This window comes from Streptomyces sp. YIM 121038 (genome assembly GCF_006088715.1).
Taxonomy (GTDB): Bacteria; Actinomycetota; Actinomycetes; order Streptomycetales; family Streptomycetaceae; genus Streptomyces.
The window spans coordinates 7,288,256-7,305,545 of the sequence record NZ_CP030771.1 but is presented as its reverse complement, the minus strand read 5'-3'; the positions used below and the strand labels follow the sequence as shown (position 1 = coordinate 7,305,545).

Sequence of the window (17,290 nt, the reverse complement as noted above, 5' to 3'; positions counted from 1 at the left end):
GCGCCTAGTGGACGCCCAGCCAGCTCTCTATCGGGTTGAGGGCGAAGTACACGAGGAAGACCACGGTCAGGCCCCACATGAAGGCCCCGATCTCCCGCGCCTTGCCCTGGGCGACCTTGATGGCGACCCAGCTGATGACGCCCGCGGCCACACCGGTGGTGATGGTGTAGGTGAAGGGCATCAGGACCACGGTCAGGAAGACCGGGATCGCGGTGGCTCGGTCGGCCCAGTCGACGTGCCGGGCGTTCATCATCATCATCGCTCCGATGACGACGAGCGCGGCGGACGCGACCTCCTGCGGGACGATCGCGGTCACCGGCGTGAAGAACAGGCACGCGGCGAAGAACAGTCCGGTGACGACCGAGGCCAGGCCCGTACGGGCGCCCTCTCCCACGCCCGTCGCGGACTCCACGAAGACGGTCTGGCCGGAGCCGCCGGCGACGCCGCCGATCGCGCCGCCCGCGCCGTCGATGAACAGGGCCTTGGACAGGCCGGGCATGCGGCCCTTGTCGTCGGCGAGGTTGGCCTCGGTGCCGACGCCGATGATCGTGGCCATGGCGTCGAAGAAGCCCGCGAGGACCAGGGTGAAGACGATCATGCCGACGGTCATCGCGCCGACCTCGCCCCAGCCGCCGAACTCGACGTCTCCGAAGAGCGAGAAGTCGGGTGTGGAGACGGCGCCGCCGTGCAGTTCGGGAGCGCCGTTGGCCCACTGCTTCGGGTCGATGACGTCCAGCGCGTTCAGGACGACGGCGACGACCGTGCCGGTCACGATGCCGATGAGGATCGCGCCGGGCGTCTCGCGGGCCTGGAGCATGAAGATCAGCAGCAGTGTGCCCGCGAAGAGCAGGACGGGCCACCCGGCCAGCTCACCGGTGGGGCCCAGGGTGAGCGGGGTCGCCTTGCCCTGGTGGACGAAGCCGCCCTTGACCAGGCCGATGATGGCGATGAACAGGCCGATGCCCATGGTGATGCCGTGTTTGAGGGCGAGCGGGATCGCGTTCATGATCAGCTCGCGGAGCCCGGTGACCACCAGAAGCATGATCACGGCGCCGTACATCACACACATGCCCATGGCCTGCGGCCAGGTCATCTCGGGCGCCACCTGGGAGGCGATCACCCCGGACACCGAGAGCCCGGCCGCCAGGGCGAGCGGCACCTTGCCGACGAAGCCCATGAGCAGGGTGGTGACGGCCGCGGCGAAGGCCGTCGCGGTGATGAGGGCCTTCTGCCCCATCGTGTCGCCCGCGGCGTCCTTGCCGGACAGGATCAGCGGGTTGAGCAGGACGATGTACGCCATCGCCATGAAGGTCGTGATGCCGCCGCGCACCTCACGCGCGACCGTCGATCCCCGGTGGGATATGTGGAAGTACCGGTCGAGCCAAGACCGCCCGGCGGGGACGCGCGAGCCGCGGCCCGCGTCCTCCGCGGTGGTCTTGGGCTCCAGGGACTGCTGGGTCATGGTGCCTACTCCCAAGGTTCACAGGGGCACCCGCGTGAAGCCGCGGGATTTGGGATGGTGACTGGCTGCACGACCCGGGGGACGGCCCGAGACGAACGGGGGCTCACAGGGAGCACGAGGACCGCGAGCGGCGCGGTACTTGGAGCTCCGGGCGGTGTGGGCTGAGGGAAGTGTGACGTTCCTGGGAGGCGCACACCGCCCGGAGAGCGGGGGGCCGGTCAGGTTCCGGTGAGGTGCTCCGGGCGGACCGGCGTCCTGTTCAGTTCGAGTCCCGTCGCGTTCCTGATGGCGGCGAGGACCGCGGGCGTCGACGACAGGGTCGGGGCCTCGCCGATGCCGCGCAGCCCGTACGGGGCGTGCTCGTCGGCGAGTTCGAGCACGTCGACCGGGATGGTCGGCGTGTCGAGGATGGTCGGGAGCAGATAGTCCGTGAAGGACGGGTTCCTGACCTTCGCGGTCTCGGGGTCGACGACGATCTCCTCCATCACCGCGATGCCCATGCCCTGGATGGTGCCGCCCTGGATCTGGCCGAGGACGGAGAGCGGGTTGAGCGCCTTGCCGACGTCCTGCGCGCAGGCCAGTTCGATGACCTTGACGAGGCCGAGCTCGGTGTCGACCTCGACGACGGCGCGGTGCGCGGCGAAGGAGTACTGGACGTGGCCGTTGCCCTGTCCGGTGCGCAGGTCGAAGGGCTCGGTGGGCCGGTGGCGCCACTCCAGCTCGACGTCGACGGCCTCGCCCTCCAGGACGTCCACGAGGTCGGCCAGGACCTCGCCGCCGTCGGTGACGACCTTGCCGCCCTCCAGGAGGAGTTCGGCGGTGGCCCACGCCGGGTGGTACGTGCCGAACTTGGCGCGGCCCAGCTCAAGGACCCGCTCGCGCACGGCCTCGCAGGAGTTCTTGACCGCGCCGCCGGTGACGTACGTCTGCCGGGACGCGGACGTCGAGCCCGCGCTGCCCACCTGGGTGTCGGCCGGGTGGATCGTCACCTGGGTGACGCCCAGCTCGGTGCGGGCGATCTGCGCGTGCACGGTGACGCCGCCCTGGCCGACCTCGGCCATCGCGGTGTGCACGGTGACGACCGGCTCGCCCGCGACGACCTCCATGCGGACCCGGGCCGTCGAGTAGTCGTCGAAGCCCTCCGAGAAGCCGACGTTCTTGATGCCGACGGCGTAGCCGACGCCGCGGACGACGCCCTCGCCGTGCGTGGTGTTGGACAGGCCGCCGGGCAGCTGGCGCACGTCCGAGCCCTCGGTGGTCTCCCACTGGCGCTCCGGCGGCAGCGGCATCGCCTTGACCCGGCGCAGGAGTTCGGCGACCGGTGCGGGCGAGTCGACCGGCTGCCCGGTCGGCATGATCGTGCCCTGCTCCATGGCGTTGAGCTGCCGGAACTCCACGGGGTCCAGGCCGAGCTTCGCGGCCAGCTTGTCCATCTGCGCCTCGTACGCGAAGCACGCCTGGACCGCGCCGAAGCCGCGCATGGCGCCGCAGGGCGGGTTGTTGGTGTAGAGCGCGACGGCCTCGATGTCCACGTCGTCGATCACGTACGGGCCGACGCTCAGCGAGGAGGCGTTGCCGACCACGGCCGGGGACGCGGAGGCGTACGCGCCGCCGTCCAGGACGATCCGGCACTTCATGTGGGTGAGCTTGCCGTCCTTGGTGGCCCCGTGCTCGTAGTGGAGCTTGGCGGGGTGGCGGTGAACGTGCCCGAAGAAGGACTCGAAGCGGTTGTAGACGATCTTGACGGGCTTGCCGGTGCGCAGTGCCAGGAGGCAGGCGTGGATCTGCATCGACAGGTCCTCGCGGCCGCCGAACGCGCCGCCGACCCCGGCGAGCGTCATCCGGACCTTCTCCTCGGGCAGGCCGAGGACCGGGGCGATCTGCTTGAGGTCCGAGTGCAGCCACTGGGTGGCCACGTACAGGTCGACGCCGCCGTCCTCGCCGGGCACGGCCAGGCCGGACTCGGGGCCGAGGAAGGCCTGGTCCTGCATGCCGAAGGTGTAGTCGCCCGTGACGATCACGTCGGCCCGCTTCGCCGCCTCGTCCGCGTCGCCGCGGACGATCGGCTGGCGGTGCACGACGTTCGGGTGCGGGACGTGGCCCGCGTGGTGGTCGTCGCGGCCCTCGTGGACGAGGACCGCGCCCGGCGCCGTCGCGCTCGCCTCGTCGGTGATGACGGGCAGCTCGCGGTACTCGACCTTGATCTTGGCGGCGGCGCGGCGCGCGGTCTCCGGGTGGTCGGCGGCCACGAGGGCCACCGGCTCGCCGTGGTGGCGGACCTTGCCGTGCGCGAGGACCGGGGTGTCCTGGATCTCCAGGCCGTAGTTCTTCACGTCGGTCGGCAGGTCGTCGTGGGTGAGGACCGCGTAGACGCCCGCGGTCGCCAGGGCCTCGCCGGTGTCGATGGACACGATCTCGGCGTGCGCGACCGGGGAGCGCAGGATCTGGCCCCACAGCATGTCCTCGTGCCACATGTCGGACGAGTACGCGAACTCGCCGGTGACCTTGAGGATGCCGTCCGGGCGGAGCGTGGACTCGCCGATGCCGCCCTTGGTCTGCGAGCCCTGGGTGACGTCGGCGGGGATGCCCGTGGTGCGGGTGTCGGCCATGTCCTCAGACCTCCTGGGTCTGGCGCGCGGCGGCGAGGCGGACCGCGTCCAGGATCTTCTCGTAGCCCGTGCAGCGGCACAGGTTGCCGGAGAGGGCCTCGCGGATGTCGGCGTCCGTCGGGTCCGGGTTGCGCTCCAGCATCTCGTCGGCGGCGACGAGCAGGCCCGGGGTGCAGAAGCCGCACTGGACGGCGCCCGCGTCGATGAACGCCTGCTGGACGGGCGAGAGTTCGGCGCCCTCGCCGGCGCGGGAGTCGGCGGGCCCGGCCTGCCAGCGCTTGGCCTGGTCCAGGGAGACCCCGCAGGAGCCGGTGGCGCCGGGGGCGCAACCGCCGTGCTCCGCGCGCTGCTTGGCGAAGTCCGCGAGGCCCTCGACGGTGACGACCTCGCGGCCCTCCACCTGTCCGGCCGCGACCAGGCAGGCGCACACCGGCACCCCGTCGAGCCGGACGGTGCAGGAGCCGCACTCGCCCTGCTCGCAGGCGTTCTTCGAACCGGGCAGACCGAGCCGCTCGCGCAGCACGTACAGCAGGGACTCGCCCTCCCACACGTCGTCGGCTTCCTGCGGACGGCCGTTGACCGTGAAGTTGACACGCATTACGCGACTCCCTCCGTGCCGCGGCCCGTGCCGCGGTAGGACTCCCAGGTCCAGCCGAGCGTGCGGCGGGCCATGATGCCGACGGCGTGGCGGCGGTAGCTCGCCGTGCCGCGGACGTCGTCGATCGGGTTGGCGGCGCCGGAGACGAGGTCCGCGAACTGCTTGGCGACCGACGGGGTGATGATCTTCTTGCTGTCCCAGAAGCCGCCCTCCTCCAGGGCCGCGTTCAGGAACTCCTCGGCGGCCTTCGCCCGGATCGGGGTGGGGGCGGCCGAGCCGATGCCGGTGCGCACGGTGCGGGTCCCGGGGTGCAGCGCGATGCCGAAGGCGCACACGGCGATGACCATCGCGTTGCGGGTGCCGACCTTCGAGTACTGCTGCGGGCCTTCCGCCTTCTTGATGTGCACGGCCCTGATCAGCTCGTCCGGGGCGAGCGCGTTGCGCTTCACCCCGGTGTAGAAGTCGTCGATCGGGATCAGCCGGGTGCCGCGCACGGACTCCGCCTCGACCTCGGCGCCCGCGGCGAGGAGCGCCGGGTGGGCGTCACCGGCCGGGGACGCGGTGCCCAGGTTGCCGCCGACCCCGCCGCGGTTGCGGATCTGCGGGGACGCCACGGTGTGCGAGGCGAGCGCGAGGCCGGGCAGCTCGGCGCGCAGGTGCTCCATGATGTCGGTGTACGGAACGGAGGCGCCGAGCCGGACGGAGTCCGCGCCGACCTCCCACTCCCGCAGCTCACCGATGCGGTTGAGGTCCAGGAGGTACTCCGGACGCCGGTGGTCGAAGTTGATCTCGACCATGACATCGGTGCCACCCGCGATCGGCACAGCCGTGGGGTGCTCGGCCTTCGCGGCGAGCGCCTCCTCCCAGCTGGCGGGGCGAAGGAAGTCCATGAGTGGCTCTCTCTTCGTAATCGTGCGTCGTCATCGTGCTCGGTGTGCGTACGCGGTACCGGTACGCCGTGCTGGTACGCGATGCTTCGTGACCGGTGGCGCTGTTGCTGATCGTGAACGCCGGGCGCGGTCTTCCGGGGGACGCGGCCGTCCGCCTTCCGGGTGGTGGCGGTGGCGCGACATCCGAGTGGAGGCGATCGATCCGGCCACGTGGGCCGCCGGCCTCTCGACTGCTCGTTCATGTGCTGTTAACGCGGAGTGGGGCAAGTACACCGCCCGCTCCTCCCATGGGGTCAGTCACTGAAACCATGAAGGAGTTGGCTGGCCAAGCCGTGAGTCTTGTAGATTCGTATGAAGAACAGGCCCCGGTCACCTCGCGGCTTCCCCCGGGAAACCGCCAGGACACAGGGGCCCGCGGTCCCCGGAACCCCCGGCGCGGCCGGGCACACACGAAATCGAGACAGATCGGCGGCGACGACACGATGCGGCTGCGCGCACTCCTTGACACCGACGCCCTTGGCCTCAGGCTGCTCGGCGGCGAGGACGAGCTCGACCGCACCGTCCGGGGCGTGATGACCACGGACCTGCGCGACCCCAGCCGCTACCTGGGCGGCGGCGAGCTGGTGCTCACCGGCCTCGCCTGGCGCCGGGACGCCGCCGACACGGAGCCGTTCGTACGGATCCTCGCGACCGCCGGGGTGGCGGCGCTCGCGGCGGGCGAGGCCGAGCTGGGCGACATCCCCGACGACCTCGTCGAGGCCTGCGCCCGCCACCGGCTCCCGCTCTTCGCCGTCAACGAGTCGGTGGCGTTCGCAACGATCACCGAGCACGTCGTGCGCCAGGTCTCGGGCGAGCGCGCCGGGGACCTCGCGGCCGTCGTGGACCGGCACCGGCGCCTGATGACGTCGGGCCCCGCGGGCGGCGGCCCGGACGTGGTGCTCGACCTGCTCGGCTCCGACCTGGACCTGCGCGCCTGGGTCCTGTCCCCCGCCGGACGCGCCATCGCCGGGGCGGCCGCGGGCGCGCCCGGCCTCTCGGCCCGGATCCGCGCGCGGCTCGCCGGAGAGCACCTGGCCGCCGCCCGCACCGGGCGGCGCGGACCGCACCGGGTGGGCGTGGACGGGGTCACGTACTCGCTGTTCCCCATCCGCTCCAGCGGCCGGGGCAGCGCGGGCGCCTCCCGGGACGTCCGCGAGACCGTCCTGTCCGACTGGCTGCTCGCCGTCGAGGCCGACGCGGGCGACTGGCCCGAGGAGCGGCTCGACCTGCTCCAGGGCGTCACCCAGCTGATCGCCGTCGAGCGGGACCGCAGGGACGCGGCCCGCACCGTGCGCCGCCGCCTGGCGCAGGAGGTCCTCGAACTGGTCCAGACGGGTGCCGCGCCCGCCGAGATCGCCGCCCGTCTGCGGGTCGCGGCGCCGGTGCTCCTTCCCGGACTCGGCGCGGCCCCGCACTGGCAGGTCGTGGTGGCCCGCGTGGAGTGGGACGAGGTCCAGGGCGGGCCCGCGGCCGACGCCGGCGGGCGCCGGGCGGGCGAGCCCTCGGGGTCCTCGATCGACGGCGGGCGCCGCGCGGGCATCGAGAGCGGCCCGGTCGCCCAGGCGCTCCTGGAGGAGATCCTCGTCGACCCGGCGACCGCGGGCCCCGACCCCTCCGACCGGATCGCCGTCGCGCACACCGGTGACGAGGCCATCGCGCTCGTGCCGCTGCCCGCGATGTCCCCGGAGGCCGAGGGCGGCGACGCGGGCCTGCTCGCCGACGCGCTCCTCGCCGCCGTGCGCGAGCCCCTGACGGCGGGCCTCGCCGACGACGGCCGCCTCACCCTCGGCGTCAGCGCGGCCGTGCACTCCGCGGAGGGCCTGCGCGGCGCCCTGGAGGAGGCCCGGCACGCCCGCCGGGTCGCGGCCGCCCGCCCCGGCCGGGTCTGCGCCGCGGGCCACCAGGAGCTGGCCTCCCACGTGCTGCTGCTGCCGTTCGTGCCCGACGACGTGCGCCGCGCGTTCACGGCCCGCCTCCTCGATCCGCTGCGGGAGTACGACCGCCGCCACCGCGCGGAGCTCATCCCCACCCTGGAGGCGTTCCTCGACTGCGACGGCTCCTGGACGCGCTGCGCGACCCGGCTGCACCTGCACGTCAACACACTGCGCTACCGCGTGGGCCGAATCGAGCAGTTGACGGGCCGTGACCTCGCGCGCCTGGAGGACAAGCTGGATTTCTTCTTGGCATTGCGGATGAGCTGAGCCACGGGCGCGGGCGTGCGCCGGTCGGTTCAGCCCAAAACCACACCATCCGCCTCCCTCAACTTTGTGAAATCCTTCACCCACCCCCTTGGCCCCACGCGCCGATCCGTGCTGAGATTCGCCCACGACTCAACAGCTCAATGGTGCGCTAGGGGAGGGCAACGTGGCGCATACCGCCATGTCTGGTACGGGAAATGGCTCAGGGCACGATCCACTCCAGACCGCGGTATGGCGGCTGCGCTCGCGCGGCTGCTGGACCGACGCCGCAGCACTGCTCGCGCCCCGGCAGGGCGCGGCCGCCGCGCTCCAGAGAACCTCGCTGCTCGTCGAGCGCTGCCTGTTCACCGGGGAGGGCTGGGCCGAGGCCGAGGACGGCCTGCGGACGGCGGAGGCCGTCGCCGACGATGACGACGCGCGCGGCGCCGCCGCCTGCGAGCGCGGCCAACTCGCCTACGCCGCGACCGTGTTGGGCGTGCGCGACCGCGCCGACGAGGCCCGTACCGCGCTCGGCCGCGCCGCCGCGCTGCTCGCGCCCGGGGCCGCGGGGCGGGCCCTCCTGGACTTCCGCCGCGGCCTGGTCGCCGAGCACCTCGCCGACTCGCCGCAGGCCGCGCGGGCCGCGTACCGGCGCGCCCACGCCGGGGCCACCGCGCACGAGGACTCCCTCCTGCTCTCCTTCACCTGGCGGCACCTCGCCGGACTCGCCCTGCGCGAGGGCGAGTTGGCGGAGGCCCGGCACGGCTTCACCGAATCCCTGCGCCTCCGGGAGGAGTTGGGCTTCCTCGTCGGCACGGCCCCGGCCCTCGCCGCCCTCGCCGACGCCGAGCCCGAGCCCGAGGCCTCCCGCCTCCGCGCCGAAGCCACCCGCCTCTTCCGCCTCCTGGGCGGCGTCCCCTCCTGGCTGGCCCCCCAACTCACCCCACCGGCCCCGGCGGCGTAGTCCCTCGCGGGTGCGCCCCAGGCCCGCCCCTTCCCGAACAAGGGGGCTCCGCCCCCTTGGACCCCCGAAAGCGGCGCTGTATTCCAGCCCCTCCGGCGTTTGAGGAGCGGGGGTCTGGGGGCGGAGCCCCCAGGGATCGGGAAGGGGCGCCCGCGCGCGGAGCGCGCTAATGGGCACAGCGGGGAGCCCCGCGAGGGCTACGCCGGTCGGAGCCTGAGCGTCAGAATCTGAAAGGGCCGCAAGGAGAGGGAGAGCCCCGCGCCGGTGGTGGAGGCGGACCGCAGGGGCCGCTCGAGCAGATCCGTGACCTCCGCACGGGCGACAGGAAACGCCGAGGTCAGCACCGCCCGAGCCCGCCCGCCCCGGGACTCGTACAGCCGCACCACCACGTCCCCGCTCCGGTCCTCCGCGAGCTTCACCGACTCCACCGTCACCCCCGGATGGTCGACCCGCACGAGCGGCGCCACGTCCCCCGCCTCCGCCACCCGCACCGGCAGGTTCAGCGCGAGCCCCTCGGCCACGGCGTCCCCGACCTCCGCCCCCGGGAGCAGCGCGTACGTGAACCGGTGCGGCCCCACGTCCGTGTCCGGGTCGGGGCTGTGCGGCGCCCGAAGGAGCGTGAGGCGCACGGTCGTGCCGAGCCCGTCGGCGTGCTCGGCGCGCGTCACGTCATGGCCGTACGTCGAGTCGTTGAGGACCGCGACCCCGTACCCGTCCTCGCCCACCCGCAGCCACCGGTGCGCGCAGATCTCGAACCGGGCCGCGTCCCAGCCGGTGTTGGCGTGCGTCGGCCGGTGCACGTGCCCGAACTGGATCTCCGCCGTGGACCGTTCGGCGTGCACGTCCAGCGGGAACGCGGCCTTGAGCACCTTCTCCGACTCGCGCCAGTCCACGTCCGTGACCACGTCGAGGCGGCGGCTGCCCGCCGCGAGCCGCAGCTCCTGCGTGATCCGCGAGCCCGCGCCGAAGGCGCGGACGACGCGCACGGAGGCGCGCAGCGGCCCGTCCTCGACCAGCTCCACGGACTCGGCGTCCGTCAGGTCGGCGTGCCGGTGACGGTAGTGCTCGTCCAGGTCCCAGGCGTCGTAGCGGGTGGGGTGGTCCGGGTGCAGCTGGAGGAGGTTGCCGCGGGACCCGGGGGCGAGGACCTCGCGGTCGTGGTCCAGGTCCCGCACGGAGGCGAGCAGCCCGTCGGCACCGATGGTGACGCGCAGGTGCTCGTTCGTCAGGATGATCTCGGCGCCGGTCCGCGTCGCCGACGTCACCGCCACCGGGGCACGCTCGTGGCCCGCGGCGACGGCGAGGCTGCGGGTGCCGAGCGGGCCCACGTGCACCTGCGTGAGCACGCCGTCGTGCTCGACGACCTCGCTGCGCGCGTACGGCGACGCGTTCAGGACGCAGACGTCACCGGCGCCGAGGTGGCGTACCGCGTCGGCCGTGAGGGCGTCGAGCTCGGCGAGCACGCGCGCGTAGGTGTCCCGCGCCTCCCGGTGCACCCACGCGATGGACGAACCCGGCAGGATGTCGTGGAACTGGTGCAGCAGGACCGTCTTCCACAGCCGGTCGAGGGCGTCGTACGGATAGGCGTACGCGGGGTCCTTGAGCGCGGCCGTCGCGCACCACAACTCGGCTTCCCTCAGGGCGTGTTCGCTGCGCCGGTTGCCGCGCTTGGTCGCCGCCTGCGTCGTGTACGTCGCCCGGTGCAGCTCCAGATACAGCTCGCCGGACCACACCGGTGCCCGCTCGCCGTACTCCTCCTCGGCCGCCGCGAAGAACGCCGAGGGCCGCTCGATCTCGACCCGGGGCGAGCCCTCTAGGGAGCGCAGCCTGCGGGCCCGCTCCAGCATCTCGCGGGTGGGCCCGCCCCCGCCGTCGCCCCAGCCGAACGGCACCAGGGAGCGGGTCGCCCGCCCCTTCTCGGCGAAGTTCCGCTCGGCGTGGGCCAGTTCGGAGCCGAGGAACTGGGAGTTGTACGTGTCCACGGGCGGGAAGTGCGTGAAGACGCGGGTGCCGTCGATGCCCTCCCACCAGAACGTGTGGTGGGGCATCTTGTTGGACTGGTTCCAGCTCAGCTTCTGGGTGAGGAACCAGCGCACGCCCGCGAGCCGCGCGAGCTGCGGGAAGGCGGCCGTGTACCCGAAGGAGTCCGGCAGCCAGATCTCCTCGGTGTCGACCCCGAACTCCTCCTGGAAGAACCGCTTCCCGTGCACGATCTGCCGGGCCAGGGCCTCCCCGCCCGGCATGTTCGCGTCCGACTCCACCCACATCGAGCCGACGGGCGCCCACTGGCCAACCGCCACCGCCTTCTTGATCCGCTCCCAGATGTGCGGCTGGTGCTCCTTCACCCACGCGTACTGCTGCGCCTGCGAACAGGCGAAGACCAACTCCGGATAGTCACGCGCGAGCGCCGTCACGTTGGCGAACGTCCGGGACGCCTTGCGCACCGTCTCGCGCAGCGGCCACAGCCACGCCGAGTCGATGTGCGCGTGCCCGGCGGCCGATACGCGGTGGGAGCTGGCGTGCGCGGGCCGCGCGAGCACCTCGGCCAGCTCCGCGCGCGCCGCCGCGGCGGTCCCCCGCACGTCGTGCAGGTCGAGCGCGTCGAGCATGTCCTCCAGGGCGCGCAGGATCTCGTGGCGCCGCGGGCGCGCCGCGTCCAGCTCGCCCATCAGCTCCGACAGGACCTCGATGTCCAGGAGCAGATGCCAGACGGCCTCGTCGAGTACGGCCAGGTCGGCAGCGGCGAATCGGTACATCGGCCGATCGCCCGCGGTCAGGACGTCGCCGAGCCGGGTCGGCACGAAGTCGTGCAGGACCGCCGGGTTGGCCGCCGCCTCAAGCAACAGGTGCACCGGCTCGCCGCCCTCGGCGGGGTCCGCGACGGGTACGTGCCGGTTGCGCGGGTGAATGCCCTTGAGCGGGACCCCGGAGGCGTCGTGGACCAGGCCCTCCGCCTGGAACCCGGGCCCCTCGCCGGTGAACCCCGGATCGACGACCACCTCCACCCGCCGCCCGCGCCACGCCTGCGGCACCTGCCCCTCCATCCGGAACCAACTCGTCGACCAGGGCCTTCCCCAGGCGGTACCGGTGTCGAAGGGCTCGTACGCCGCCGCGAGCGCCTCGGCGACGGGCACGGTTCCCCAAGCTCTCGGCTCCGCTCGAGCAGGGGAGGCCCCGTCGCCGGGCGGGTGCCACACGGAGAGCGCGAGCGGCACGCGGTCCGCGTACTGGGCGGGGCGGACGAACTGCCGCACCACGCGTTCCAGGCGCTCCTCCACCAGACGTCGGTCGTCGTGCACGGCGACTCCTCCACATGGTCGATCCCGAGTGGTACTCGGCTTCACTTCCCCTCAACCCATCGGCGCATCCACTTCGTTGGTTGACGAATGGACATGAGTGGGCCCAAGTGGGGCGGGCATGCATCCCGTGAGCATGTTCGATGACGGACTTGTGGGCGGGGGTCATGGTCAGGTACGCGCAAGGAGGTGCCGCCGTCGATCGGGGGGCGGCCCGGGTGAGACGAGAGGACCATCAAGTCGACGGCGTGACGAGTGAGAGCGGGCTCCAGCTGCGGCGCAGACTGGGGCGTTCCGACCTCAGGGCGGTGTCCGAGGCGCGGGCGGCGCTGCGGGACCTGCTGCGGCGCTGGGGGCGCTCCGGCTCGTCCGACGTGGCCGAGCTCCTCACCAGCGAGCTGGTCACGAACGCCCTGGTGCACACCGACCGGGACGCGGTCCTGACGGCGACGGTGGGGCCGCGGCGGCTGCGGGTCGAGGTCCGGGACTTCGTGGGACGGCGGCCGCGGATGCGGACGCCCGCGGCGGGCGACGCCACGCACGGGCGCGGCCTGATGCTCGTCCAGTCCCTCGCGGACGCGTGGGGCGTGCGGGCGCACGGGGTGGGCAAGGCGGTGTGGTTCGAACTGGACGCGGACGGCCTCTAGCCCTCACGGCCGCGCCCCTTCCCGATCCGGGGGCTCCGCCCCCGCGCCCCCGTTTGTCGGCGCTCCGCGCCTCGTCCTCAAACGCCGGACGGGCTGCATGGCTGCCGGTGCGGACCGGATCTCGTCTGCGGCCCGCGCCGAGAACTTCCAGCCCGTCCGGCGTTTGAGGACGAGCGCGCAGCGCGATGAAGGGCGGGGTGCCAGGGGCGGCCAGCCCCTGGTTCGGGAAGGGGGCGGGCCCGGGGCGCGCCGCGACGGCTCAGCTGCCCGCGAAGTGTTCCGTCACCAACGTGTGCACCACCGGCAGGTCGCCCGCGATCAGGGCGTCCAGGAGGGTCGTGTGCTCGGCCGCGTCCGCGACGAGGTCGGCGCGGCGAGGGTGGACGGGGCCGGTGACGAGGGGCCACTGGGAGCGCCGGTGCAGGTCGTCGGCGACCTGGACGAGCTGTCCGTTGCCGGAGAGCCCGAGCAGGGCCCGGTGGAAGGCCCGGTCCGCGTCCGCGTAGCGGGCCCGGTCGCCGGCCGCCGCGGCCACCACCGTCGCCTCCGCGAGCGGCCGCAGCGCCTCCCACCGTCCGGCGGGCACGCTGCGGGCGAGCCGCAGCATCACCGGCACCTCTATCAGGGCCCGCACCTCGGCCAGCTCCCCGAGCTCCCGCGCCCCGCGCCGCAGGACCCGGAACCCCCGGTTCGGCACGACCTCGACCGCGCCTTCGAGGGCGAGCTGCTGCATGGCCTCGCGCACGGGCGTCGCGGACACGCCGAAGCGCTCCCCGAGGGCGGGCGCCGAGTACACCTCGCCGGGCGCGAGGTCGCCGTCGACGAGCGCGGCCCGCAGGGCGTCGAGGACCTGCCCGCGCACGGAGCTGCGCCGCACGCCGCCGCGCTCCGGCGGCTCCCCCGGCGCGCCCCGGTCCCCGCTGCCCGTCCCGGCCTGCCCCGGGACCCTCGCGACGGCGCAGCGGGCGGAGGCCCCCGTCGCACGCGCTCCGGCCCGCTCCACTGTTACCTCCCGCTCCCGCGCTTCCGCGGCCCACCCGGCACCTAGGGGATCGCGCCGGACGCGAAACGTACGACCCGAATCACCCGAGAAGCACCTTAGGCGGACCGCACTCCAGTTGAAACCTCGATCATGTTGGGTAAGGTTAGGCTTACCTGCAATCGATCGTGATTCGGCGGTCCCGCATGTCCCTTCCCACCCTGGAGCCCGGCGCCCGGCACTCGGCGCCCCGCCACAGTTCCGTCACGGGCGCCTACGCCCGTCTCACCGAGGTGTACCCCGGGCTGCGGATCCAGGAGCTGGCCGAGGACGAACAGGCACCCCGGGGCGACGGCTGGGTCCCGGTCGAGCGGCTCGCCGCCGCCGGGCCGGAGTTCGAGGAGTTCCTCGCCTGGGACGACGCGCAGGTCCTCAAGGACTACGGCCTGCGCGCCCGGCCCGACGTCGTGGCCAGCTTCGCGCTGCACCGCTACGCCTGGCCCGCCTGTCTGCTGATCACCGTGCCGTGGTTCCTGCAGCGCCGCGTGCCGCGCTACCCCGTGGAGCACGTCTCCTTCCAGCGCGCGCTCGGCACGCTGGCCGTGCGCCCCACCACCTTCGCCTGCCTGCCCGACGACCCGGCGGCGGCGCTGCCCGGCGCCACCGTCGTACCGGACGAGGAGGCGCTGCGCGCCGAGGTGCGGGCCGCCGTGGCCGAGCACCTGGGGCCGCTGCTCGACGGCTTCGGGCCGCGCATGCGCCGCCGCGGGCGCGCGCTGTGGGCCATGGCGACGGACGAGATCGTCGAGGGCATCTGGTACGTCGCCCATCTCCTCGGCGAGGAGGGGCGCGCCACCACCGAGCTGGAGCGCCTGCTCCCCGGCGCCACCAAGCCGTACGTCGGCACGGCCGCGTTCCGCGAGCTGACCGGGCCGAACGGCGAGAAGCTGCCCACCCGCGACCGCGCGAGCTGCTGCATGTTCTACACGCTGCGGCCCGAGGAGACCTGCGTCACCTGCCCGCGCATGTGCGACACGGACCGCGCCGCCAAACTGGCCGCCGCGGCCGCCGCCTGACGCCCTCCGGTCCGTCCCGCGGCCCCCGCACGCCCGCCTATTCGAACTCAACTCGCATATTCCTGGCAGTAGTTCGAACGATTCCCGGCGTGGCGCGGTCCTTGCCACCCACTTGGCGTCCTCTTGCCGGAAAACCCCTTGAGCGCCGTCGGGCGTGGGTCACTATGGCGCCCGAAACGCCCTACCGCGACGCAAGGGACCCGAGATGAGACTGACCGACATATCGCTGGACTGGCTGCTGCCCGGCGGCGTCCTGCTCTTGGGCATGGCGGTGGCGGTGGCGGTGCTCGCACGGGGCAAGAAAGCCCAGACGAAGGCGGCCGCCGCCGACGACTCGTGGGAACGCAACGAGGAGCGCCGCAGGCGCAAGGAAGCCCTCTACGGCACCGCCTCCTACGTCCTCCTCTTCTGCTGCGCGGCCGTCGCCGCGGCCCTCTCCTTCCACGGCCTGGTCGGCTTCGGCCGGCAGAACCTGAACCTGTCGGGCGGCTGGGAGTACCTGGTGCCGTTCGGGCTCGACGGGGCCGCGATGTTCTGCTCCGTGCTCGCGGTGCGCGAGGCCAGCCACGGCGACGCGGCGCTCGGCTCCCGGCTCCTGGTGTGGACGTTCGCGGGGGCCGCCGCCTGGTTCAACTGGGTGCACGCGCCACGCGGCCTCGGCCACGCGGGCGCGCCCCAGTTCTTCGCCGGGATGTCCCTGTCCGCGGCCGTCCTCTTCGACCGGGCCCTCAAGCAGACCCGCCGCGCCGCCCTGCGCGAGCAGGGCCTCGTGCCGCGACCGCTGCCGCAGATCCGGATCGTACGGTGGCTGCGGGCGCCCCGGGAGACGTTCGGCGCGTGGTCGCTGATGCTCCTGGAGGGCGTGCGCACGCTCGACGAGGCGGTCGAGGAGGTGCGCGAGGACCGGCGCGAGAAGGAGCAGGCCCGCACGCGCCGCCGCGACCAGGAGAAGCTGGAGCGGGCGCAACTGAAGGCCATCAGCCGGGGCCGTGGCTACCACGGGCGCGGAGGCCGGCAGGTCGACGTCCCGGCCGTGACGCAGTCGGTGGGGTCCGCGCAGGTCGGCGCGGACCCTGCCATAGCGGCTCCGCCGCAGCAGGAGCAGTTGCCCGTACGGTCGCGTCCCTCCCTCCAGGCCGTCAAGGGCGGTCCTGAGACCGTGACGGTCGACCTCACGGCCGAGGACGACACGCAGACGATTCCGCGCCTCGACTCGCTGGAGCGCAAGCTGAAGGATCTTGAGCAGCAGTTCGGCTGACCCCTCGCGGTGCGCCCCGCTGTGCCCATGAGCGCGCTCCGCGCGCGGGCGCCCCTTCCCGAACCATGGGCTGCCGCCCCTGGCACCCCGCCCCTTCATCGCGCTGGCGCGCTCGTCCTCAAACGCCGGACGGGCTGGATGGCTGCCGGTGCCGACCGGATCTCGTCTGCGGCCCGCACCGAGGACTTCCAGCCCGTCCGGCGTTTGAGGACGAGGCGCGGAGCGCCGACAAACGGGGGCACGGGGGCGGAGCCCCCGGATCGGGAAGCCCCGGTCGGCCTAGGCGGTTGTGGCGATGCCGCCGTCGACGGGGATCACTGCGCCTGTCAGGTATGCGCCTGCCCGGCTGGCGAGGAACACGGCGACACCCGCCATGTCGTCGTCGCGGCCGATCCGGCGCAGTGGGGCCGACGCCGCGATCGCCTCGCCGAACTCATCGAGGGTTGCGGCCATCATCGTCGACGGGAACGGTCCCGGCGCCACAGCGTTCACGGTGACGTGCTGCGGTCCTAGTTCCTTGGCGAGCACTCTGGTGAGCTGGTGCAGTGCGGCCTTGCTGCTGGAGTACGAGTAGTTGGGCCGCTGGGGGATGTGGATGGCGGCGATGCTGCCGATGTTGACGATCCGCGCGGGATCGTCGGCGGTGCCCGCCCTGCGGAGTGCGGGCAACAGCGCCTGGACCAGCCAGAACGGCGCCTTCAGGTTGAGGTCGACGACCGTGTCCCAGGCCGCGTCCGGGAACGTCGCCAGCGGCTCGTCCCACAGGGTGCCCGCGTTGTTGACGAGGATGTCGAGATGCTCCGAGTCGGCGGTGACGAGGTCGGACAGTCGCCGGCACTCGTCGTGGCGGGACAGGTCGGCGGGGACGGCCCGCACCTCACCGAACGGGGACAGTTGTTCCTGCGCCTGAGCGCACGCTTCCGCGTCGCGTGAGCTGATGACCACGCGGGCGCCCGCCTGGAGGAGGCCACGCGTGATCATCATTCCGATGCCTCGGGTGCCACCGGTGACGAGCGCGCGCTTTCCACGCAGATCGAAAAGCTCTGCGTGCGTGGTGAATTGGCTGTGTACCACTTGCCGCCTTTCCAGTTCGGTCGTGCGGGATGACGCGCCGACGCGTTGCGTGTTCGGTTCAGCTGTCTCAACGCTATGACTTTGGAGTGCACTCCAAGCAAGCGGATCAGGGACGCGGACACGCCCAGGTCGCCCGCTTCACGCAGGGCGACAGCCCTCGCCGCAGGTGCTGCCGAGGGCTGTCGTCGCTGCGCGCGGAGCGCGCCCATGGGCACAGCGGG

General features: G+C 73.1%; 12 protein-coding genes. 5 read left to right on the top strand and 7 right to left on the bottom strand.

Features of this window, described 5'->3' with window-relative positions; all coding sequences use genetic code 11:
- Positions 1-4 precede the first annotated feature (4 nt).
- The 4 genes from C9F11_RS31415 to C9F11_RS31400 form a co-directional block, all read right to left on the bottom strand.
- The gene (locus C9F11_RS31415) at positions 5-1,462 is read right to left on the bottom strand and encodes an NCS2 family permease (RefSeq protein ID WP_138962422.1); all 1,458 of its coding nucleotides are present in this window, start codon (positions 1,460-1,462) and stop codon (positions 5-7) included.
- 218 nt (positions 1,463-1,680) lie between these two features.
- Positions 1,681-4,071, bottom strand: coding sequence for a molybdopterin cofactor-binding domain-containing protein (locus tag C9F11_RS31410; protein WP_138962421.1), 2,391 nt, complete (start codon positions 4,069-4,071; stop codon positions 1,681-1,683).
- Between the two features lie 4 nt (positions 4,072-4,075).
- A complete protein-coding gene (locus tag C9F11_RS31405; RefSeq protein ID WP_138962420.1) occupies positions 4,076-4,669 on the bottom strand; it encodes a (2Fe-2S)-binding protein in 594 nt (197 codons plus the stop codon).
- A complete protein-coding gene (locus C9F11_RS31400; RefSeq protein ID WP_138962419.1) occupies positions 4,669-5,559 on the bottom strand; it encodes a xanthine dehydrogenase family protein subunit M in 891 nt (296 codons plus the stop codon). The genes C9F11_RS31405 and C9F11_RS31400 overlap by 1 nt, the downstream gene beginning before the upstream one ends.
- 482 nt (positions 5,560-6,041) lie before the next feature.
- Here C9F11_RS31400 and C9F11_RS31390 point away from each other — a divergent pair, with 482 nt between their 5' ends.
- Positions 6,042-7,799, top strand: coding sequence for a PucR family transcriptional regulator ligand-binding domain-containing protein (locus tag C9F11_RS31390; protein ID WP_138962418.1), 1,758 nt, complete (start codon positions 6,042-6,044; stop codon positions 7,797-7,799).
- 163 nt (positions 7,800-7,962) lie between these two features.
- On the top strand, positions 7,963-8,739 hold the full coding sequence (locus C9F11_RS31385; RefSeq protein WP_138962417.1) for a hypothetical protein: 777 nt from the start codon (positions 7,963-7,965) through the stop codon (positions 8,737-8,739).
- Positions 8,740-8,936: 197 nt separating this feature from the next.
- Here the strand turns inward: C9F11_RS31385 and C9F11_RS31380 are convergent, their stop codons facing one another.
- Positions 8,937-12,038: a glycoside hydrolase family 38 C-terminal domain-containing protein gene (locus tag C9F11_RS31380; protein ID WP_138962416.1), complete on the bottom strand. Its 3,102-nt coding sequence runs from the start codon at positions 12,036-12,038 to the stop codon at positions 8,937-8,939.
- 245 nt (positions 12,039-12,283) lie between these two features.
- Here C9F11_RS31380 and C9F11_RS31375 point away from each other — a divergent pair, with 245 nt between their 5' ends.
- Positions 12,284-12,682: an ATP-binding protein gene (locus C9F11_RS31375; RefSeq protein WP_308402333.1), complete on the top strand. Its 399-nt coding sequence runs from the start codon at positions 12,284-12,286 to the stop codon at positions 12,680-12,682.
- 259 nt (positions 12,683-12,941) lie between these two features.
- Here C9F11_RS31375 and C9F11_RS31370 read toward each other — a convergent pair whose 3' ends face one another.
- Positions 12,942-13,685 (bottom strand): GntR family transcriptional regulator, encoded by a 744-nt coding sequence (locus C9F11_RS31370; protein WP_138962415.1) that lies wholly within the window; start codon positions 13,683-13,685, stop codon positions 12,942-12,944.
- 182 nt (positions 13,686-13,867) lie between these two features.
- On the opposite strand from C9F11_RS31370, the gene C9F11_RS31365 reads away from it, so the two are divergent.
- Positions 13,868-14,737: a (2Fe-2S)-binding protein gene (locus C9F11_RS31365; protein ID WP_138962414.1), complete on the top strand. Its 870-nt coding sequence runs from the start codon at positions 13,868-13,870 to the stop codon at positions 14,735-14,737.
- 205 nt (positions 14,738-14,942) lie between these two features.
- Positions 14,943-15,995, top strand: coding sequence for a DUF2637 domain-containing protein (locus C9F11_RS31360; protein ID WP_138962413.1), 1,053 nt, complete (start codon positions 14,943-14,945; stop codon positions 15,993-15,995).
- 279 nt (positions 15,996-16,274) lie between these two features.
- Here the strand turns inward: C9F11_RS31360 and C9F11_RS31355 are convergent, their stop codons facing one another.
- Positions 16,275-17,069, bottom strand: coding sequence for an SDR family oxidoreductase (locus C9F11_RS31355; RefSeq protein ID WP_138962412.1), 795 nt, complete (start codon positions 17,067-17,069; stop codon positions 16,275-16,277).
- Positions 17,070-17,290: the final 221 nt, after the last annotated feature.